This window comes from Pseudonocardia broussonetiae, from assembly GCF_013155125.1.
Lineage (GTDB): Bacteria > Actinomycetota > Actinomycetes > Mycobacteriales > Pseudonocardiaceae > Pseudonocardia > Pseudonocardia broussonetiae.
Genome location: NZ_CP053564.1, coordinates 4,987,640 through 5,008,132 on the forward strand (window position 1 = coordinate 4,987,640; position 20,493 = coordinate 5,008,132).

Below are 20,493 nucleotides of genomic sequence, written 5' to 3' on the forward strand. Positions count from 1 at the left end.
CTCAGACTGCGTCGTCGGCGATGGCCGCGAGGCTGCGGTCGGCGGCCGCCACGACCGCCTCGGTGGTGAAGCCGAACTCCCGGAACAGGACGTCGGCCTCGGCGCTCGCGCCGTAGTGCTCGATGGAGACGATCTCGCCCGCGTCACCGGCGAAGCGGTACCACGACTGGGCGACACCGGCCTCCACGACGACGCGCGCCTTCACGGCCTTCGGGACCACCGACTCGCGGTAGGCCCCGTCCTGCTCGTCGAACCACTCGACGCACGGCATCGACACCACTCGCGTGGGAACGCCGCGGTCCTCCAGGACCTTCCGCGCGTCGACGGCCAGGGCGACCTCCGAGCCGGTGGCGATGATCACCAGCTGCGGGGTGCCCGAGGACGCCTCGGCCAGGACGTAGCCGCCCCGGGCGACGCCCTCGACGGACGTGCCCTCGAGCGTCGGCAGGTTCTGGCGCGACAGCGCGAGCCCGCACGGGCCCTCGGGCCGCTCCAGGATCGCCTTCCACGCCGACGCGGTCTCGTTGGCGTCGGCCGGGCGCACCACGGACAGGCCGGGGATGGCGCGCAGCGCGGAGAGCTGCTCGATCGGCTGGTGGGTCGGGCCGTCGCCGCCCAGGCCGATCGAGTCGTGCGTCCAGACGTAGATGCCGGCGCACTTCATGACCGCGCCGAGCCGGACGGCGGGGCGCATGTAGTCGGAGAAGATGAGGAACGTGCCGCCGTAGGGGCGGGTCGGCCCGTGCAGCGCGATGCCGTTGAGGATCGCGCCCATGGCGTGCTCGCGGACGCCGAAGTGCAGCGTGCGGCCGTAGGGCTGCGCCTTCCACATCTTCGTGGCGATCGAGGTCGGCCCGAACGAGTCGGCGCCCTCCATCGTCGTGTTGTTGCTCTCGGCGAGGTCGGCCGAGCCGCCCCACAGCTCGGGCAGCACGTCGGCCAGGGCCTTGAGCACCTCGCCGGACGCCTTGCGCGTGGCGAGGCCCTTGGGGTCGACGTCCCAGCTCGGCAGCGCCTTCTCCCAGCCCTCGGGCAGGGTGCGGCCGAGCATGCGGTCCAGCAGCGCCTTGCGGTCGGGCTCGCGCTCGGCCCACGCGTCGTACGTGGCCGTCCACTCCTCGTGGGCGGCGCGGCCGGTCTCGCGCAGCGCGCGCGTGTGCTCGAGGACGTCGGCGTCGACCTGGAACGTCGTGTCCGGGTCCATCCCCACGATCTTCTTGACCGCGGCGATCTCCTCGTCGCCCAGCGCCGAGCCGTGCGCCTTGCCGGTGTTCATCTTCGTCGGCGCGGGGAACCCGATGATCGTGCGCAGCAGGATGAACGACGGGCGCGAGGTCTCGGCCTTCGCCGCCGCCAGCGCGTCGAGGATGCCGGTGACGTTCTCGCCGCCCTCGACGACCTGCACGTGCCAGCCGTAGGCCTCGTAGCGCTTCGCGGTGTCCTCGGACAGCGCGATGTCGGTGTCGTCCTCGATGGAGATCTTGTTGTCGTCGTAGACGACCGTGAGGTTGCCCAACTGCTGGTGCCCGGCGAGCGACGACGCCTCGGCCGTGATGCCCTCCTCGATGTCGCCGTCGGAGGCGATGACGAAGATCTGGTGGTCGAACGGGCTCTCGCCGGGGGCGGCGTCCGGGTCGAACAGGCCGCGCTCGCGGCGGGCGGCCATCGCCATGCCGACGGCGGAGGCGAGGCCCTGGCCCAGCGGGCCGGTCGTGATCTCGACGCCCGGGGTGTGCCGGTGCTCGGGGTGGCCGGGGGTGGCCGAGCCCCACTGGCGCAGGTTCTCGATGTCGGAGAGCTCCAGGCCCCACCCGCCGAGGAACAGCTGCAGGTACAGCGTCAGGCTCGAGTGGCCGCAGGACAGGACGAAGCGGTCGCGACCGATCCAGTCGGCGTCGGTGGGGTCGTGGCGCATCACCTTCTGGAACAGGCTGTACGCCAGCGGGGCGAGGCTCATCGCGGTGCCGGGGTGGCCCGATCCCGCCTTCTGCACGGCGTCGGCGGCCAGGACGCGCACCGTGTCGACGGCGCGCCTGTCGAGGTCGGTCCAGTCGGCGGGCACCGACGCCTGCGTCAGACGGGCGATGTCCTCTTCGGTCACGGGCACGGAGGCTCCCTGCTCTCGGTCCACTGCGGAGTGTCTGGTCACGTGGTCGGAACGCCACGGCGCGTCCCCGGCAGCCTATCCACGCGGGGCGGGCGTGTGGGGCCCCGTCTCCGCGCGGTGCGAGCCCCGGTTACCCGACAGGCCGCCCCGCCATGCGCCGGGCTAGGATCGACGCGCTGTAGAAGAACCGCCCCACCACATCGCGGATCGAGGTAGTGCCGGTGAGTGTGCCCGTGGCCCACGTGGCACCGACGCCCGTCGGATTCCGGGCACGGATGCGCACCACCGTCGGGGCCTACCTGGGCCTGACGAAGACGCGCATCATCGAGCAGCTGCTGGTCGTCACCGTGCCGGCGATGTTCCTGGCGCAGCGCGGCATCCCCAGCGTCTGGCTGATCGTCGCGACGCTCCTGGGCGGCGCGCTGGCCGCGGCGAGCGCGCACGCGCTCAACTGCGTCGTCGACGCCGACATCGACAAGGTCATGAAGCGCACCGCGCGCCGCCCGCTGGCCAAGGGGCAGGTGCCGCCGCGCAACGCGCTGGTCTTCGGCCTGGTCCTCGGCGTGCTCAGCTCGGTGTGGCTCGGCCTCACCACCAACTGGCTCGCCGCCGCGCTCTCGGTGGCCGCCATCGCGTTCTACGTGCTGGTCTACACGCTGCTGCTCAAGCGCCGGACCTCGCAGAACATCGTGTGGGGAGGCGCGGCGGGCTGCATGCCGGTCGTCATCGGCTGGGCGGCGGTCACCGGCACCGTGGAGTGGCCGGCGCTGGTGATGTTCGCGATCATCTTCTTCTGGACGCCGCCGCACTTCTGGGCGCTGGCCATGCGCTACCGCGAGGACTACGCGGCCGCGGGCGTGCCGATGCTGCCCGTCGTCGCCACGCCGGTGCAGGTGTCGCGCCGGATCGTCGCCTACTCGTGGGTGATGGGCGCGGTCACGCTGCTGCTGCTCCCGGTCACGTCGTGGGTCTACGCGGCCGCCGCGGTCCTGGGCGGGGCGTGGTTCATCTTCTCGGCCCACCGGCTGCACGGGGCGGTGGCGTCGGGGGAGGACCCCACCCCGATGAAGCTGTTCCACCTCTCCAACGCCTACCTGTGCCTGCTGTTCGCCGCGATCGCGGTCGACGCGGCGCTGGGGCTGCCGGTTCTCGGCCTGCCCTTCTAGCGTCGTCGGGGCCACCTCGCACAGCGGGTGGTGACCTCGCACACGGTCGACGGTGTGCGAGGTGGGTGCTCGGTGTGCGAGGTTAGCCGAGCCGGTGGGCGATGCGAGCCGCGACGGGCGCGAAGTCGGCGAGGTCCGCCCACGTCCAGCGCGTCATGTGCAGGCCCTCGTCGCGGATCGCGTCCTCGCGGCGCTTCTCGGCGAACAGCACCTCGCCGGCGTCCTGCCCGGGCCGCAGCAGGCGCCCGTACTTCACGCGCCCGTCGAACTCGCCGACGCAGCGCTGCCGCGGCCATCCGAAGTCGACCTCGCCCACCACCACGCCGCCGCCGTCACGACCGGCCACTGCAGCACCGGGGCGGGCAGGCCGGCGAGGTGCATCGCGACCCGGCTGCGGGACTCGCCGACGCTCATGCTGCCCGCGGCCGCGAAGCGCAGCGCCCGGTCGGCCGCCGGGGTGCCGGGCCGGCGGGTGCCCCGAGCGAGGGCGGCGTCGAGCTCCTCGCGGCTGACGAGGTGCCGGTGCAGCGCGGCGTCGGCGACGACGACGGCCTGCTCGAACGGTGCCGACCGGCCGACGTCGGCCAGGGTGCGCGCGACCGAGGTGACGCGGGCGCCGTCGACCTCCACCACCTCGTCGGGGTCGAGCTGCGCGGCGTGCACGTGCGCGAACCGGCCCACGCGGGCGCCCGAGCGGCGCGGACGCGTGCTGTGGACGCGGTCGAGCGGCAGGTCCCACACCGGCAGGCCGTGCAGCACCGCGGCCGTCACGTGGCTGAGCACGGCGTCCGGGGCGAGGTCGGGGGCCGCGGCCAGCGCCCGCGCGCGGTGCCACTGCTCGGGCCCGGTAGGCCGCTCGGCGAGGTAGTGCCCGCGGCGGAGGCGGACCAGCTCGCCCGTGCGCAGGCGGCGCCGCAGCTCGTGCTCGCGCACCCCGGCGGCGAGCAGGTCGGGGCGGCGGTGGAACGCGGAGGTCATCCGGGGAGGGTGCCGCGCGGGGCGGGCCGCCGTGGGCGTTCGGGCGAACTCGCCGCCGTCGCCGGCACATCACACACCGGCTGAGCACCTCGCACACCGCCGACCCTGTGCGAGGTGCCCGCTCGGTGTGCGAGGTGCCCGTCAGGCTGCGGCGTCAGGCCGCCGGGATGAGGCCGTTGGGGTTCAGCACGTACTTCTTCGCCGCCCCCCGGTCGAACTCCTGGTAGCCGCGCGGGGCGTCCTCCAGCGGCAGGACCGTGGCGCCGACCGCGTCGGCGATGTGGGCCTTGTCGTGCAGGATGCTCATCATCAGGCCGCGGTTGTACTTCAGCACCGGGCACTGGCCGGTGTACAGCGAGTGGCTCTTCGCCCAGCCGAGCCCGAGGCGCACCTTGAGCGTGCCCTCCTTGGCGTCCTCGTCGGGCGCGCCCGGGTCGCCGGTGACGTAGAGGCCGGGGATGCCGAGGCTGCCGCCCGCGCGGGTCAGCGACATGATCGAGTTGAGCACCGCGGCGGGGGCCTCGCCGGCGCCGCTGCCGTGGCCGGTGGCCTCGAACCCGACGGCGTCGACGGCGCAGTCGACCTCGTTCGTCCCGAGGATCTGCGCGATCTGGTCCTCCAGGGTGGCGTCCGCGGAGATGTCGACGGTCTCGCAGCCGAACGAGCGCGCCTGGGCGAGCCGGTCGGGGTTGAGGTCGCCGACGATGACCACGGCCGCGCCCAGCAGGTTCGCCGAGTACGCGGCGGCCAGGCCGACCGGTCCGGCACCGGCGACGTAGACGGTCGAGCCGGTCGTCACCCCGGCGGTGTAGGCGCCGTGGTAGCCGGTCGGGAAGATGTCCGACAGCATCGTCAGGTCGAGGATCTTCTCCAGCGCCTGGTCGCGGTCGGGGAACTTCAGCAGGTTGAAGTCGGCGAAGGGCACCATGACGTACTCCGCCTGGCCGCCCTCCCAGCCGCCCATGTCGACGTAGCCGTACGCGGAGCCGGCGCGGCCGGGGTTCACGTTCTCGCAGATGCCCGTCTGGCCCTCGCGGCAGTTGCGGCAGCGGCCGCACGCGATGTTGAACGGCACCGAGCAGATGTCGCCGATGTCGACGAACTGGACGTCGCTGCCCTTCTCGACGACCTCGCCGGTGATCTCGTGGCCCAGTGTCTGCCCCGGGGGTGCGGTGGTCCGGCCGCGGACCATGTGCTGGTCGGAGCCGCAGATGTTCGTCGAGACCGTGCGCAGGATGACCCCGTGCTCGGCCTTGCGGGTCAGCCCCTTGGCCTGCGCGACCTCGGCCGGCACCTCGAGCTTCGGCGCGTCGTGGTCCTCCACCGCGACGACGCCCGGCTCCTTGTAGACGACGATCCTGTTGCCACCCATGCGTGCCTCCTGGTGTGTCGGGAGAGGTGGCTACCCACGGCCGCCGCGGGCGGAAACGCCGTCAGCCGACGCGGCGCTCCTGGGTCTGCGGGTTGAGCACGTCGAAGTCGACGCCCTGCGCGCCCGCGATCAGCGGGTCGTCGACGGCGAGGACGTCGAGCCCCTCGCGGATGTCGGAGGAGAAGACGTGGCCGTCGTACCAGTAGGCCGACCACGACCCGCCCAGCACGAGCTCGGTGGCCGACACCGGTCCGCGGTCGAAGAAGCCGATCTCGACGGGGTGCGCGGAGTCGGTGAAGTCCCACACCGAGACCCCGCCCTGGTACCAGGCCTGCACCATGACGTCGCGGCCCGGCACGGGGACGAGCGAGCCGTTGTGGGCGACGCAGTTCTCGGTCTCGCCCTGCAGCCGGGGGATCTTGTAGTAGCTGCGGAACTCCAGCTGCCCGTCGACGATGTCGTAGACGCCGTCGGCGCCGCGCACCGGGCCGACCGCCGCCGTGCAGGTGGCCGCGCTGCCGCCGCCGAGCTCGTCGGTGAAGACGACCTTCGTGCCCGCGTCGTTGAACGTGGCGCTGTGCCAGAAAGCGAAGTTCGCGTCGTCGCGCACCCGCTCGATCACGCGGGGGGCCTCGCGGTCGGTGATGTCCAGCAGCACGCCGTCGCCCATGCAGGCGCCCGCCGCGAGGTTGCGCGAGGGGTAGGCGGTGATGTCGTGGCAGCCGGTGGTGGTGTCGCTGCCCGGGCCGGGGTTGCCGCCGTCGGGGAACAGCACCGGCTCGGCGACGACGGCCGCGGCGGCCGGGTCGGCCAGCGGCACCTCGACGATCGAGATCCGGTCGTGCGGGGGCAGGCAGCCCGGCAGGTCGGGGGAGGGGGCGTAGGACGAGACGTAGAGGTAGACCGACTCGCCGGCCGTGTCGGGGACGAGCGTGTGGGTGTGCGAGCCGCAGGCCGTGGCCATCGACGTGACGTAGGCGGGGTTGGCCGGGTCGCGCACGTCGAAGACCTTGATGCCCTCCCAGTAGGGGAGCCCGGCCCGCTGCGGCACCGCGGAGCAGGTGTCGTCGCTCCAGCGGGAGTCGGTCGACAGGAACAGCAGCCCGTGCGAGACCGACACGTCGTTCTGCGAGCCGGGGCAGAGCACCTGGCTGACGACCCTCGGCGCCGCGGGCTCGCGGACGTCGTAGACGACGAACCCGTCGTAGTTGCCGACGTAGGCGTAACCGCCCGCGAAGGCCATGTCGGTGCCGTGGGACTGCTCGCCGTCGAACGGGGCCTGCTTCGGCAGGTGCGCGATCGGCGTGACGTTCGGGCTGGTCACGACTTCGCCGACGCCCGGCCCGAGCGGCCCGAGCGGCCCGGGCGGCCCGGGCGGCACGGGCGGCACCTCCGCCGACGCGGGCACCGGCGCCAGCAGCGCCAGCACCACCGCCGCCACGGCCACCCCGCACGCCCGCACCCGTCGTCCCACCGTCGTGCTCCCCCTCGCCGTGCGCCGCTCGCCCCGGGACCACTGTGCCGGGCGGCCCCGACATCCCGGTGCTCCCGCGCCCGGGTTCCACCCGACCGGTGCAGCCGCGCGCTAGCGTCGGGCCATGCGCCGCCTGGTCGTCCTCGCCGCACTGGTGGGCGCGCTCGCCGGGTGCGGGGCGGCCGAACCGGGCCCGCGGACCGTCGTGCCGGGCGCACCGGGGGAGCCGGCCCGCGTGATGGACGGCGCCGAGGCCGCGCAGCGGCGGGCCCCGGTGCCGGTGTCGCCCGCCGACGTGGAGTTCGTCGCCGCGATGGTCCCGCACCACGAGCAGGCCCTCGCCCTGGCGGCGCTGGCGCCCGGCCGCGCGGCCGACCCCGGCGTGCTTGCGATGGCCGAACGGATCGCGGCCGTGCAGGGGCCCGAGGTGGCGGTGCTGCGGGCGTGGCTGGACCGCCACGCGTCCGGCCACCCGGGCCACCCGGCGCACGCCGCCATGCCCGGGATGGTGGCGCCGGAGCGGCTCGCCGAGCTCGCCGCGGCGTCCGGGCCGGCGTTCGACCGGCTCTTCGTCGCGACGATGATCACCCACCACGAGGGCGCGCTGGCGATGGCCGCGCAGGTCCGGGCGTCGGGCACCGACCTGTTCGTCGCCGGGTTCGCCGACGACGTCGTGGCCACGCAGAGCGCCGACATCGACCGCCTGCGCGGCCTGCCCCCGGGTGGTCTACCGCAGTAGCTCCGGCGTCGCCCAGTCCTTCCCGAGCACGTGGTGGTCCAGGAATGCGGTGACGGTCTCGTACCAGACCGCGGCGTTCTGCGGCGTGAGGATCCAGTGGTTCTCGTCGGGGAACAGCAGGAAACGGTGGGGCAGGTCGTCGGGGTCGCCGTCGTGGCGGCTGACGAGGTCCCACCACAGCCGCAGCGCCTCCCCGACGGGCACGCGGTAGTCGCGGTCGCCGTGGATCACCAGCATCGGCGTGGAGATCGCGTCGGCGAACCGGTGCGGGCTGTGGGCCTGCGCCATCTCCGGGGTCATCTCGCGTCGCCAGTACCAGGGCGCGTCGGTCGTGGGGCCGAACTGGTCGAGCGCCCACAGGCTCGCGTGGGTGACGATCGCGGCGAAGCGGTCGGTGTGGCCGGCGATCCAGTTCGCCATGTAGCCGCCGAAGCTCCCGCCCATCGCGGCGGTCCGCTCGGCGTCGACGTCGTCGCGGGCGACGGCGGCGTCGGTGAGCGCCATCAGGTCGGTGTACGGCGCTCCACCCCACTCGCCCCAGCCGCGGGCGACGAAGTCGAGCCCGTAGCCGGTGGACAGCGCCGGGTCGGGCAGCAGCACGGCGTACCCGCGCGCGGCCATCAGCCACGGGTTCCAGCGCCACTGCCAGGCGTTCCAGCTGCCCAGGGGGCCGCCGTGGACCCACAGGACGAGCGGTGCCGGCCCCTCGGCGTCGGGCAGGACCAGCCATGCGCGCAGCGGCGTGCCGTCGGCGGCGGTGGCGTGCACCTCGGTGAGGGTGCCGGGCACCTCCGGCGCGGGCTCCGGCGCCGGGAGCAGGATCGGCTGCTGGTCCGGGGTGCGCGCGTCGAGGCGGACCGGCGCCGGCGGGGCGTCGACCGCGCTGCGCAGGGCGTAGACGTGGGCACCGTCCGGCGACACCCGCACGTCGGTGTAGGCGCCGTGGTCCCCGGTGAGCCGGGTGACGGTGCCGTCCTCGACGCGGAAGACCGGCGCACGGCCCCCGTCGTCGGCGGTGACGACGAGCGCGGCGCCGTCCGGCGTCCACTGCGCGCCGCCGGCCCACCGGTCCCAGTCCGGCGCGACGTCGACGGGCTCACCGCCGGCCAGCGGCACCACCACCAGCCGCATGTCGGTGGGGGTGTCGGGGGTGGAGAAGCTCTCCCGGACGCAGGCGACGCGCGTGCCGTCCGGGCTGACGACGGGCGCGGAGAACTCGTGGTCGGGATCGTCGGCCAGCACGCGCCGCTCGCCGGTGGCCACCTCGATCACGACCAGCGTGGAGCGGGTGCCGCCGCCGCGCAGCGGCACCGCCCACGTGCTGACGACGTGCCGCCCGTCCGGGGTGACGTCGTGCCCGCCCTCGACGAGCGCGGCCCCGGGCTCCGGGGTGAGGTCGGTCCACTCGCCGCCCGGCTCCGGCGCGGCGAGCAGGCGCGGGGCGTCCGGGCCGAGGTCGTGGTCCCAGAACCGGACGGGGTGCGCGGCGTGCAGCACGCCGCTGACCTTCTTCTCCCGGCGTGCCTTGCGGCGGGCCTCGTCGTCCTCGCCGGAGGTGGAGCCGGGCAGCGTCATCGACGTGACGACGACGGTGCCGGCCTCGCGCGCCACCACCACTCCGTCGACGCCGCCGGGCCGGGTGCCGACGACCTCGGCCTCGCCCGACGCGGGCAGCCGCCACAGCGCGGCGGGGGAGTCCGGCGGCTGCTCGGCGGCGCCGGGGTCGGGGCGGGCGGAGGTGAACAGGACGTCGCCGCCGGGGGTGAAGACCGCGCCGCCCTCGCCCTTCGCGCTGCGCGTCAGGCGCCGCGCGGGCCGCTCCCCGGCCGGGTCGACCTCCCACAGCGCCGTGACGAACCGCGTGCGGTCGGGGCCGGGCGTCGCGGCCGACACGACGAGGCGAGTGCCGTCGGGGGACAGCGCGAGGCCCGACAGGCGCGGCAGGTCGAGGTAGTCCTGGACGTCGTCGAACCGGCTCATGGCTGCAGCAGCACCTTCCCGGTCGTCCGGCGGGCGTGCAGGTCCTCGTGCGCGCTGCGCGCCTCCGCGAGGGGGTAGCGGTGGCCGATGCGGACGTCGAGGCTGCCGTCGGCGACGGCGTGGTAGACGGCGGCGGCCCGCGTCCGCAGCGCCTCGGGCGTGGCGACGTGGTGGAACAGCGTCGGGCGGGTGAGGTAGAGCGAGCCGCCGCGGTTGAGCCGCTGGGGGTCGACCGGCGGCACGGGGCCACTGGCTGCGCCGAAGAGCACGAGCATCCCGCGCACGCGCAGGGAGTCGAGGCTGGCGTCGAAGGTCGTCCGGCCGACGCTGTCGTAGGCGACGGCCACGCCGGTGCCGCCGGTGAGCGCGCGGACCGCGCCGGCCAGGTCGTCCTCCGCCGTGTAGTCGATCACGTCGGCCGCTCCCGCCCCGCGGGCCAGCTCCGCCTTCTCCGGCGTCGAGACCGTCGCGATCACCCGGGCGCCGCGCGCGGTGGCGAGCTGGGTGAGCAGCAGCCCGACCCCGCCCGCCGCGGCGTGCACCAGCACGTCGTCGCCGGGCTGGACGGGGTAGGTGTCGTTCACCAGGAAGTGCGCCGTCATGCCCTGCAGGAGCGCGCCGACCGCCACGTCGTCGTCGACGCCGTCGGGCACCGGCACGGCCTTCGCCGCCTCCACCGCGACGAGCTCGGCGTAGCTGCCGAGCTGCTCGCACCACGCGACGCGGTCACCGACCGCGAACCCCTCCACGCCTTCGCCCAGGCTCCGCACCCGCCCGGCGCCCTCCATGCCGGGCACGTAGGGCAGCGCCATCGGGTAGACGCCCTCGCGCTGGTAGGTGTCGATGAAGTTGACGCCCGCGGCCGCGACCTCGACGAGGAGCTCGCCGGGCCCGGCGACCGGGTCGTCGAGCTCGGTCGGGGTCAGGACGTCGGGCCCACCGGCCTCGGTGATCTGGATGGCGCGCACGGCCCGATCATGGCCCGGTGAGCACCGGCTCCGCATCCCGGGTGGCGACGGCGGCGGTGCTGCGCTCGACGGTGGCGAACCACAGGGCCGCCGCGGCCGCGGTGACCAGCCCGGCCCCGAGGACGTGCAGCACGACCAGCACCTCGGGCACGCCGATCGCGTACTGGATCCCGCCGAGCGCGCCCTGCGCGAGCACGACCGCGAGCAGCACGCGGAAGCGGCGCACGACCGCGGCGGGCGCCCCGACGGCGTGCAGCGCGAACCCGAGCCCGACGAGCAGGCCGAGGTAGCCGAACAGGAGCTCCGCGTGCAGCTGCGCCGTGGCCTCGACTCCCAGGCCCAGCCGCGGTGTCGCGGAGTCGCCCGCGTGCGGCCCGGCCGCCGTGACCAGCGTCCCGGCCACGAGCAGAGCCGCGAGCACGCCCGAGCTGACGGCGACCAGCCCGCGGATCGCCCCCGGCACGAGCGGCAGCGCGGGCCCGTCGCCCTCGCCCGCGGCCCGCACCAGCCCGGCGGAGAGCCACACGAGCACCGCCGACACCATGAAGTGCAGCGACACCCCGCCCCAGGCCAGATCGGTGAGCACGGTGATCCCGCCGATCACGGCCTGCGCGACGATCCCGGCCGGCATCACCGCGGCCAGCAGCGTCAGCCGGCGGCGCCGCGGGCGGGTGCCGAGCGCGGCGAGCAGCACCAGCGCGGCGATGACCACCAGCACGAACGTCAGCATCCGGTTGCCGAACTCGACCCACTGGTGCAGCGGGGCCACGTCGGCGTGCGAGACCGGCACCATGCTGCCGGGGAAGCACTCCGGCCAGCCCGGGCAGCCCAGCCCGGAGCCGGTGACCCGCACGGTCACCCCGGTCACCATGATCCCGACCTGCGCCACCAGGTTCGCCACGGCGAGGCGGCGCATCGTGGTGGGGGAGGTGACGGGGAGGCGGTCGAGAACGCTCACTCCCTGATCGTAGGCGCGGGGGCTCGTGCCCACCCGTCGCGGTCGCACAGGCCGTGGCGCGTCGCTCAGGCTGCACGACCTGCGACGGCCCGGAACCTGTGCGACGGCGGGCTCAGCGGCGGAACGTCCGCCTCAGGCGTGCGGCCGTCGCGTCGAACGGGTCGAGATCGGCCCAGCTCCAGCGCACCGCGCCCAGGCCCTCGCCGCGCATCGCGTCCTCGCGCAGCTTCTCCGCGTACACGACGTCGCCCGCCGTCCGCCCCGTGGGCACGAGCCGCCCGTACTTCTCCCGCCCGTCGAACTCACCGAAGGTGCGGAGCTCCGGCCACCCGAAGTCGGCGCGACCCAGCGCGACCCCCGTCGCCGACCGGACCACCCACTGCAACACCGGCTCGGGAAGGCCCGCACGCAGCATCGCGACCCGGCTGCGCGACTCCCCGACGCTCTCGGCGCCCCACCGGGCGAACGCCAGCGCCCGGCGGGCGGCGGGCACGCCCGGGCGTCCGCGGGCCGCGTCGAGCGCCTCGTCGAGCTCGGCCCGCGTCACGAGCTTCCGCCACAGCGCCGCGTCGGCCACGACCACGGCCTGCTCGAACCCGAGGTGGCGTCCCACGTCGGCGAGCGTGCGGGGCAGCGACGTGACGGCGACACCGTCGACCGAGGTGGTCTCCCACGGCTCCAGCGGCGCGGCGTGGACGTGCAGGTCACCGGTGCGCCGGGCTCCCGAGCGGCGACCGCGGGTCAGCTGCACGCGGCGCAGGGGGTCGCCCCACACCGGGAGGCCGTGCAGCACGGCCGCGGACAGGTGGCTGACGACGGCGTCCGGCGACACCTGCCCGACCGCGGCCCGCACCTGCACGGCGTGGCGCGCCTCCGGGCGACTCGGCAGCACCCCCGGCCGGGCGTAGGCGCCGCGGCGGACGCTGCACAGCTCCCCGCGCCGGCGCCGGGCCCGGATCTCGGTGTCGTCGAACCCGTGGGCGAGGAGCTCGCGCCGGGTGAGCAGCCGCGCGTCGTCGATGTCCATGCGACGACGATGGGCGGAAGGAGGCGGCGCCGGAGGCGAACGGGGCAGGTTGTGGACAACCCGCGTGCCGTCGCACAGGTTCCGGGCGCTCGCAGGTGCTGCAGCCCCTGCGACGAGCCACCAGCCGTGCGACGACCGCCGGGCCTCAGCGCAGCTTCACCACGCGCGTCGCCAGCAGGCCCGCACCCCCCGCCCACGCCACCAGCACCAGGACCGGGAGCAGGGCCGGGGGTGCGCCCGTGGTCAGCACCGTCCGCAGCCCCTCGGCCAGCGCACCGGACGGCAGCACCGAGGCCACGGCGGCGAGCGGGCCGGGGAGCTGGGAGAGCGGGATCACGATGCCGCCCGCGAGCAGCAGCACGAACCACACGACGTTGGCGACGGCGAGGGTCACCTCGGCCCGCAGCGTGCCGCCCAGCAGGATGCCCAGCGCGCCGAACGCGGCCGACCCGAGCAGCACGAGCAGCGCGCCCCAGGCCAGGCCGGCCGCGGCGGGCCGCCAGCCCAGGACCGCGGCGAGGGCGCCGAGCACCAGCATCTGGAGCACGACCACCCCCAGCACGGCGACGAGCCGGCCCGCGACCAGCAGCCAGCGGGGGAGCGCGGTGGCGGCGAGGCGGCGGATGACGCCGTAGCGGCGGTCGAAGCCGAACGCGATCGCCTGCCCGGTGAACGCCGTCGACATCACCGCGAGCGCCAGCACCCCCGGTGTCACGGCGTCGACGCGCGGCTCGGGCAGCGGCACGAGCGCCAGCAGCGTCAGCCCGACCAGCAGCACGACGGGGATGAGCAGCGTCAGCAGCACCTGCTCGCCGTTGCGCAGCGCGAGGCGCAGCTCGGTGCCGGCCTGCGCGGCGAGCATCCGCCCGGGCGAGCCGGCGCCGGGGCGCGGGGTGAACGTGCCGGGCACGAAGGCGCCCTGCGGCGAGGAGTACATCGACGAGGTCATGCGCGCAGCTCCCGGCCGGTCAGTTCGAGGAACACGTCCTCCAGGCTGCGGCGCGCCACCTGCACGTCGTCGGCCAGCGCGCCCTGCTCGGCGCACCACGAGGTGATCACGGACAGGACAGTGGGGTTGATCCGGCCCTGCACCAGGTAGCGCCCGGCGATGGGCTCGGCGGCGCCGTAGCCGTCGGGCAGCGCGGTGCGCAGGCCGGCGAGGTCCATCCCGGGGCGGGCCCGGAACCGCAGCTCCTGCTGCTCGCCGGCGGTGAGCGCGGCGGGCGTGCCGTGGGCGACGACGCGGCCGTGGTCGACGATCACGACGTCGTCGGCCAGCGCCTCCGCCTCCTCCATGAGGTGCGTGGTGAGCAGCACGGCGACGCCGTCGCGCCGCAGCGCGGAGATGAGGTCCCAGACCAGGCGGCGGCCCTGGGGGTCCATGCCGGCGGTCGGCTCGTCGAGGAACACCAGCTCCGGGCGTCCGACGACGGCGCAGGCCAGCGCGAGGCGCTGCTGCTGCCCGCCGGACAGGCGCTTGTAGGGGGTGCGGCCGCAGGCGTCGAGGCCCAGCACCCCGGAGAGCCAGCCGACGTCGAGCGGGTGCGCCGCGCAGGCCGCGACGACCCGCAGCATCTCCCCGGCGTGCACCCCCGGGTACGCGCCGCCGCCCTGCGGCATGACGCCGATCCGGGCGCGCAGGGCGTCGGGCGCGCCGGCGGGGTCGACGCCCAGCACGCGGACCTCGCCCGCGTCGGCCCGGGCGAACCCCGTGCACACTTCGACGGTGGTGGTCTTGCCCGCCCCGTTGGGCCCCAGCAGGGCGAGCACGGACGACGGTGCCAGCTCGAGGTCGAGCCCGTCGACCGCGGTGCTCCGCCCGTAGCGCTTGACCAGGCCACGCACGGACACGGCGGGTTGCGAGCTCACACGGTGAGTCTAGAGAGGTGCCCCCCGGTCCTCCTTCGGGCGACCCGCCGGGACGTGCCCGGGCCAGGCGTCGACGTCGACGCCGGTGCGCCCGACGAGGCTGCGCCGCACCACGAGCAGGGTCAGCGCGATCACCAGCAGCCCGGCGACGATGGACATCGGGAGCTGGTAGGCGCGGAAGTTGAAGTCGGCGCCCGTGGGCGGCACGACGATCGCGAGGATGCCGGAGATGATCAGCATCGCCCGGCGGGCCTTGGGCATCGCCTTCGTCGCGGCCAGCGGGATCACGGCCCAGAGCAGGTACCAGGGGTGCACGATCGGGCTGAGCACGACGACGGCGGCCATCCCGGCCGCCATCCCGGTGATCGCGTCGAGCCGCCCGCGCAGCACGGCGAGCATCAGCCACCCGGCGAGCAGCGCCGCGAGGACGAGCCCGGCCGTCCGGGTCAGCCCGAGCACGGCGTCGGTGTGGTCGCCCAGGCCGCCGAGGATGATGCCGACCTGCCCGCCCAGCAGCCCGAAGTCGGTGGAGATCGACAGCCAGCTGCGGATCAGGCTGGGCGCGTCGAGGGCGTCGAGCCAGGCCAGCCCGAGGCCGGTGCCGATCCCGAACGCGGCGTAGACCAGGACGGCGATGCCGGTGTAGAGGGCGGTGGCGACGGCGACGTCGCGCACCCGCCCGCCGCGCCGGCGCGCCCACTCGATGCCCAGGAAGCCCAGCGCGAGCAGCGCCGGGAGCTTGACCGCCGAGGCCAGCACGATCAGCACCCCGCCGGCCAGCAGGTGGGGGTCCCACCAGCGGTCGCCGGCGCGCAGGCCGACCTCGAACCCGACGAGCATCAGCCCGACCATGAGCGACTCGTTGTGCATGCCGCTGACGAGGTGGAACAGCACGAGGGGGTTGGCCGCGCCGAGCCACATCGCCAGGCCGACGTCGAGCCCGCAGCGCCGCGCCAGCTTGGGCAGCACCCAGACGATCATGGCGACGCCGAGCAGCGCCAGCGCCCGGTGCGCGAACACCCCGGCGACGATGTCGTTGCCGGTGAGGGCGGTGATGCCGCGGCCGAGGACCAGGAAGAACGGGCCGTAGGGGGCGCCGGTGTCGCGCCAGATCGTGGGGATGGAGCGCACCAGCGGGTCGTCGACGCCGAACGCCTCGGCCGGGCCGAGCGTGTAGGGGTCGAGACCGCGGGCCAGCGTCGCGCTCTGGGCGAGGTAGCTGTAGACGTCGCGGGAGAACAGCGGCGGGGCCAGGGCCAGCGGGATGGCCCACAGCACGGCGGTGCGCGCCAGCTGGGTGCGGTCCGGCGCCGGGGCCACCGCGCCGTTCGCGCGCAGCATCTTGCCGATCCACAGCCACGCCAGCACGACCATGCCGATCCCGGCGTAGGTGACGGCGATGGCGACCGTGGCGTTGCGGCTGGGCAGGCTGAGCACCCGGATGCCGAACAGGGGGTTCGGGACGGGCAGCGCGCCGGACCCGAGCGCCCCGCCCGCCATGAGCAGCGAGCCGACCAGACCGAACAGCCGGGCGGTGCGGCTGGGGTCGCGCGCGGGGGCGGGAGGCGGACCGCCGGGTGCGGTCGTGGTGTCCACCCCCGGTGCGGTCATGGCCGGAGCGTATCGAGGGGGTCCGGGAGTGAAGCGCCTCACCCGTGGAGGGGGTGCCTTTGCCGTCTCCGGGCATATACGCAACACTGGTGTTGTGAAAAGCACCGGAACGCCCCTCGACGGGCACCTGCCCGCAGACGGGCGAACCCGGGAGTCCGTCGCGCGCCTGCTGATGGAGCAGGGCCCGATCGTCGCGGCGGACGTCGCGGCTCGTCTGGGCCTGTCCTCCCCGGCGGTGCGCCGGCACCTCGACGCGCTGATCGCCGACGGCGAGGCCGAGGTCCGCGACGCCCCCCGCCGGGGCCCGCGCGGCCGCGGCCGTCCGGCGCGGGAGTACCTGCTCACCGACTCCGGCCGGGCCCGGTTCGGGCACGGCTACGACGACCTCGCGGTCGCCGCGCTGCGCTACCTGGTCGAGCACGGTGGTCCCGACGCCGTCGAGGGCTTCGCGCAGAGCCGCGTCGAGCAGCTGCTCGGCGACGGCGTCGCGAAGGTCGAGGCGGCACACGGCTCCGGCGCGCGGGTCCAGGCGCTGGCCGACGTGCTCACCGCACGGGGCTACGCCGCACAGGCCCGCGACGGCGGGCACGGCGTGCAGCTGTGCCAGCACCACTGCCCGGTCGCCCACGTGGCGGCCGAGTTCCCGGCGCTGTGCGAGGCGGAGACCCACGCCTTCGCGGAGCTGCTGGGCACGCACGTGCAGCGGCTCGCCACCATCGCCCGCGGTGACTCCGCGTGCACCACGCACATCCCGCTGGACCTTCCCGAGGTCCGGCGGATGAACACCACCACGACTCCGGGGCCGCGCCCCGGGGCAACGATCCCGAGAGGGAGGCAGTCCGAATGACGACCGCTCCTGAAGCACTCACCCAGGAGGAGACGCTCGCGACGCTCGGCCGCTACGACTTCGGCTGGGCCGATCCGGACGCCGCCGGCGCCACGGCCCGTCGCGGTCTGTCCGCGGACGTCGTCGCCGACATCTCCGCGCTCAAGTCCGAGCCGCAGTGGATGCTCGACTTCCGCCTCAAGGCCCTCGACATGTTCGAGAAGAAGCCGATGCCGCGCTGGGGCTCCGACCTCTCGGGCATCGACTTCGACAACATCAAGTACTTCGTGCGCTCGTCGGAGAAGCAGGCCGCCACCTGGGACGACCTGCCCGCCGACATCAAGAACACCTACGACAAGCTGGGCATCCCGGAGGCCGAGAAGGCCCGCCTGGTGTCCGGTGTCGCGGCGCAGTACGAGTCCGAGGTCGTCTACCACTCGATCCGCGAGGACCTCGAGGAGCAGGGCGTCATCTTCCTCGACACCGACACGGCGCTGAAGGAGCACCCGGAGATGTTCCGGGAGTACTTCGGCTCGGTGATCCCGTCGGGTGACAACAAGTTCTCCGCGCTGAACTCCGCGGTGTGGTCGGGCGGCTCGTTCATCTACGTCCCGCCGGGCGTGCACGTCGACATCCCGCTGCAGGCCTACTTCCGGATCAACACCGAGAACATGGGCCAGTTCGAGCGCACGCTGATCATCGTCGACGAGGGTGCCTACGTGCACTACGTCGAGGGCTGCACGGCGCCGATCTACAGCTCCGACTCGCTGCACTCCGCGGTCGTCGAGATCATCGTGAAGAAGGGCGGCCGCTGCCGCTACACGACGATCCAGAACTGGTCGAACAACGTCTACAACCTGGTCACCAAGCGGGCCAAGGCCGAGGCCGGCGCCACCATGGAGTGGGTCGACGGCAACCTGGGCTCCAAGGTCACCATGAAGTACCCGGCCGTCATGCTGATGGGCGAGTACGCCAAGGGCGAGGTCCTCTCGATCGCGTTCGCGGGCGAGGGCCAGCACCAGGACGCCGGCGCGAAGATGACGCACCTGGCGCCGCACACGTCGTCGACGATCATCTCGAAGTCGGTCGCGCGCGGTGGCGGACGCACCTCCTACCGCGGGCTCGTCCGGGTCAACCCGAACGCGCACCACTCGCGGTCCACCGTGAAGTGCGACGCGCTGCTCGTCGACACGATCAGCCGGTCCGACACCTACCCCTACGTCGACGTCCGCAACGACGACGTCTCGATGGGGCACGAGGCCACGGTCTCGAAGGTCAGCGAGGACCAGCTGTTCTACCTGATGAGCCGCGGGCTCACCGAGGACGAGGCCATGGCCATGGTCGTGCGCGGGTTCGTCGAGCCCATCGCCCGCGAGCTGCCCATGGAGTACGCACTGGAACTCAACCGGCTCATCGAGCTGCAGATGGAGGGCAGTGTTGGATGAGCGAGGGTCGGATGACTGAAACGATTGCCGGCCTCGCCCCCGAGCTGGCCGGCGCCAAGAAGGGCATGGGCTCCAAGCCCCTGGCCAGCGCGAGCGAGCGCTTCACCTCCTACGACGTGGCGGCCTTCGAGGTCCCCAGCGGTCGTGAGGAGAACTGGCGGTTCACGCCGAAGCGCCGCCTGCGCGGGCTGTGGGAGACCACGGAGTTCTCGGCCGCGCCCGAGGTCGTCGTCAGCGACGGCGCCTCGGTCGAGACCGTCGGCCGCGACGACGCGCGCATCGGCGAGGGCGGCATCCCCGCCGACCGCATCGCCGCGGCGGCCTGGTCGGGCTTCGACCGCGCCACCGTCGTCACGCTCGACGGCACCCCCGAGCCGGTCACCGTCACGGTGACCGGGCCCGGGGAGGGCGTCGTGGCCGCCGGTCACGTGCAGATCCGCACCACCCCGCACACCGTCGCCACGGTCGTCGTGGTCAACCGGGGCTCGGGCACGCTGGCCGACAACCTCGAGGTCGTCGTCGCCGACGGGTCGACGCTGCACCTGGTGGTCACCGAGGAGTGGGCCGACGACGCCGTGCACGCGGGCGCCCACCACTTCTCGGTCGGCCGCGACGCCACCCTGCGCGCCGTCGCGGTGCAGCTGGGCGGTGACCTGGTGCGCATCGTGTCCACGGTCAACTACCGCGGCCCCGGCGGCGACGCCGAGCTGCTGGGCCTGGGCTACGCCGACGCCGAGCAGCACCTCGAGCAGCGCCTGCTCGTCGACCACGGCGTCTCCCACTGCCGCAGCAACGTGCTCTACAAGAACGCGCTGCAGGGCACGGGCGCGCACACCGTCTGGATCGGCGACGTGCTGATCCGCGCGGCCGCCGAGAGCACCGAGACGTTCGAGTTCAACCGCAACCTCGTGCTCACCCCCGGCGCCCGCGCCGACTCGGTGCCGAACCTGGAGATCGAGACCGGCGAGATCGTCAGCGCCGGCCACGCCAGCGCCACGGGCCGCTTCGACGACGAGCAGCTGTTCTACCTGCAGAGCCGCGGCATCCCCGAGGACGCGGCCCGCCGGCTCGTCGTCCGCGGCTTCTTCGGCGAGATCCTGTCCAAGATCACCCTCCCGGACCTGCGTGAGCGGCTCGAAGCCCTCGTCGAGGCCGAGCTCGCCGTCACCGGCGTCTGACACCACCACCACGGAGCACACTCACATGTCCACCTTGGAGATCAAGGACCTGCACGTCTCGATCGCGGTCGACGGCGGCACCAAGGAGATCCTCACGGGGGTCGACCTGACGATCAACGCGGGCGAGACCCACGCGATCATGGGCCCCAACGGCTCGGGCAAGTCGACGCTCGCGTACGCGATCGCCGGCCACCCCAAGTACGAGGTCACCTCGGGCGAGATCCTGCTCGACGGCGCCGACGTGCTGGCGATGACCGTCGACGAGCGCGCCCGCGCGGGCCTGTTCCTCGCGATGCAGTACCCGGTCGAGGTCCCCGGCGTGTCCACGGCCAACTTTCTGCGCTCCGCGGCCACCGCGGTCCGCGGCGAGGCGCCGAAGCTGCGCACCTGGGTCAAGGAGGTCAAGACCGCCATGGCCGACCTCGAGATCGACGCGGCCTTCGCCGAGCGCAACGTCAACGAGGGCTTCTCGGGCGGTGAGAAGAAGCGCCAGGAGGTGCTCCAGCTCTCGCTGCTCAAGCCGAAGTTCGCGGTGCTCGACGAGACCGACTCCGGCCTCGACGTCGACGCCCTGCGCGTCGTCTCCGCGGGCGTCAACCGCTACCGCGAGGGCGGCGAGACCGGCGTCCTGCTGATCACGCACTACACGCGGATCCTGCAGCACATCCACCCCGACGTCGTCCACGTCTTCGCCGGCGGCAAGGTCGTCGAGTCCGGCGGCCCCGAGCTCGCCGACGAGCTGGAGAAGAACGGGTACGTGCGCTTCACCCAGCCGGCGTCGGTCTGACGGGCGAC

General features: G+C 74.2%; 18 protein-coding genes. 6 read left to right on the top strand and 12 right to left on the bottom strand.

The window, feature by feature from the left end; genetic code table 11:
• Position 1: 1 nt before the first annotated feature.
• Complete coding sequence (gene tkt / locus HOP40_RS24230) at positions 2 to 2,107, bottom strand: transketolase (protein WP_172162305.1); 2,106 nt, start codon at positions 2,105 to 2,107, stop codon at positions 2 to 4.
• A 275-nt stretch (positions 2,108 to 2,382) separates the two neighbouring features.
• On the opposite strand from tkt, the gene HOP40_RS24235 reads away from it, so the two are divergent.
• Positions 2,383 to 3,273: a heme o synthase gene (locus HOP40_RS24235; RefSeq protein ID WP_172162307.1), complete on the top strand. Its 891-nt coding sequence runs from the start codon at positions 2,383 to 2,385 to the stop codon at positions 3,271 to 3,273.
• Between the two features lie 82 nt (positions 3,274 to 3,355).
• Here the strand turns inward: HOP40_RS24235 and HOP40_RS24240 are convergent, their stop codons facing one another.
• The 4 genes from HOP40_RS24240 to HOP40_RS24255 all read right to left on the bottom strand — a co-directional run bounded on the left by HOP40_RS24240 (position 3,356) and on the right by HOP40_RS24255 (position 7,097).
• Positions 3,356 to 3,529 carry a hypothetical protein gene (locus HOP40_RS24240; protein WP_172162309.1) on the bottom strand — a complete coding sequence of 58 codons (174 nt, stop codon included), beginning with the start codon at positions 3,527 to 3,529 and terminating at the stop codon, positions 3,356 to 3,358.
• Positions 3,526 to 4,251, bottom strand: coding sequence for a hypothetical protein (locus HOP40_RS24245; protein WP_172162311.1), 726 nt, complete (start codon positions 4,249 to 4,251; stop codon positions 3,526 to 3,528). Before HOP40_RS24245 ends, HOP40_RS24240 begins: the two co-directional genes overlap by 4 nt.
• 154 nt (positions 4,252 to 4,405) lie before the next feature.
• The gene (gene fdhA / locus HOP40_RS24250) at positions 4,406 to 5,623 is read right to left on the bottom strand and encodes a formaldehyde dehydrogenase, glutathione-independent (protein ID WP_172162313.1); all 1,218 of its coding nucleotides are present in this window, start codon (positions 5,621 to 5,623) and stop codon (positions 4,406 to 4,408) included.
• Between the two features lie 61 nt (positions 5,624 to 5,684).
• Positions 5,685 to 7,097, bottom strand: a complete 1,413-nt coding sequence (locus HOP40_RS24255) for an LVIVD repeat-containing protein (RefSeq protein ID WP_172162315.1) — start codon at positions 7,095 to 7,097, stop codon at positions 5,685 to 5,687.
• Positions 7,098 to 7,221: 124 nt separating this feature from the next.
• Here HOP40_RS24255 and HOP40_RS24260 point away from each other — a divergent pair, with 124 nt between their 5' ends.
• Entirely contained in the window at positions 7,222 to 7,836 is a 615-nt protein-coding gene (locus HOP40_RS24260; protein ID WP_172162317.1) for a DUF305 domain-containing protein, read from the top strand.
• On the opposite strand, the gene HOP40_RS24265 is transcribed toward HOP40_RS24260, so the two are convergent.
• From HOP40_RS24265 to mptB, 7 genes are all read right to left on the bottom strand, one after another.
• Positions 7,825 to 9,816, bottom strand: a complete 1,992-nt coding sequence (locus tag HOP40_RS24265; RefSeq protein WP_172162319.1) for a S9 family peptidase — start codon at positions 9,814 to 9,816, stop codon at positions 7,825 to 7,827. The genes HOP40_RS24260 and HOP40_RS24265 overlap by 12 nt on opposite strands.
• On the bottom strand, positions 9,813 to 10,784 hold the full coding sequence (locus HOP40_RS24270; protein WP_172162321.1) for a quinone oxidoreductase family protein: 972 nt from the start codon (positions 10,782 to 10,784) through the stop codon (positions 9,813 to 9,815). Before HOP40_RS24270 ends, HOP40_RS24265 begins: the two co-directional genes overlap by 4 nt.
• A 7-nt stretch (positions 10,785 to 10,791) precedes the next feature.
• Entirely contained in the window at positions 10,792 to 11,742 is a 951-nt protein-coding gene (locus tag HOP40_RS24275) for a COX15/CtaA family protein (RefSeq protein ID WP_338053032.1), read from the bottom strand.
• 112 nt (positions 11,743 to 11,854) lie between these two features.
• On the bottom strand, positions 11,855 to 12,769 hold the full coding sequence (locus HOP40_RS24280; protein WP_172162323.1) for a type IV toxin-antitoxin system AbiEi family antitoxin domain-containing protein: 915 nt from the start codon (positions 12,767 to 12,769) through the stop codon (positions 11,855 to 11,857).
• Between the two features lie 145 nt (positions 12,770 to 12,914).
• A complete protein-coding gene (locus tag HOP40_RS24285) occupies positions 12,915 to 13,718 on the bottom strand; it encodes an ABC transporter permease (protein WP_172162325.1) in 804 nt (267 codons plus the stop codon).
• Complete coding sequence (locus tag HOP40_RS24290; protein ID WP_172162327.1) at positions 13,715 to 14,638, bottom strand: ABC transporter ATP-binding protein; 924 nt, start codon at positions 14,636 to 14,638, stop codon at positions 13,715 to 13,717. Before HOP40_RS24290 ends, HOP40_RS24285 begins: the two co-directional genes overlap by 4 nt.
• Before the next feature lie 9 nt (positions 14,639 to 14,647).
• Entirely contained in the window at positions 14,648 to 16,249 is a 1,602-nt protein-coding gene (mptB, locus tag HOP40_RS24295) for a polyprenol phosphomannose-dependent alpha 1,6 mannosyltransferase MptB (protein WP_172162328.1), read from the bottom strand.
• 94 nt (positions 16,250 to 16,343) lie between these two features.
• Here mptB and HOP40_RS24300 point away from each other — a divergent pair, with 94 nt between their 5' ends.
• The 4 genes from HOP40_RS24300 (at position 16,344) to sufC (ending at position 20,485) form a co-directional block, all read left to right on the top strand.
• Positions 16,344 to 17,096, top strand: coding sequence for a helix-turn-helix transcriptional regulator (locus HOP40_RS24300; RefSeq protein ID WP_420821767.1), 753 nt, complete (start codon positions 16,344 to 16,346; stop codon positions 17,094 to 17,096).
• On the top strand, positions 17,093 to 18,520 hold the full coding sequence (gene sufB / locus HOP40_RS24305; protein WP_172162330.1) for a Fe-S cluster assembly protein SufB: 1,428 nt from the start codon (positions 17,093 to 17,095) through the stop codon (positions 18,518 to 18,520). Before HOP40_RS24300 ends, sufB begins: the two co-directional genes overlap by 4 nt.
• A 65-nt stretch (positions 18,521 to 18,585) precedes the next feature.
• A complete protein-coding gene (sufD, locus tag HOP40_RS24310) occupies positions 18,586 to 19,698 on the top strand; it encodes a Fe-S cluster assembly protein SufD (protein ID WP_240157828.1) in 1,113 nt (370 codons plus the stop codon).
• 25 nt (positions 19,699 to 19,723) lie between these two features.
• Positions 19,724 to 20,485, top strand: coding sequence for a Fe-S cluster assembly ATPase SufC (gene sufC / locus HOP40_RS24315; protein ID WP_172162334.1), 762 nt, complete (start codon positions 19,724 to 19,726; stop codon positions 20,483 to 20,485).
• Positions 20,486 to 20,493 lie beyond the last annotated feature (8 nt).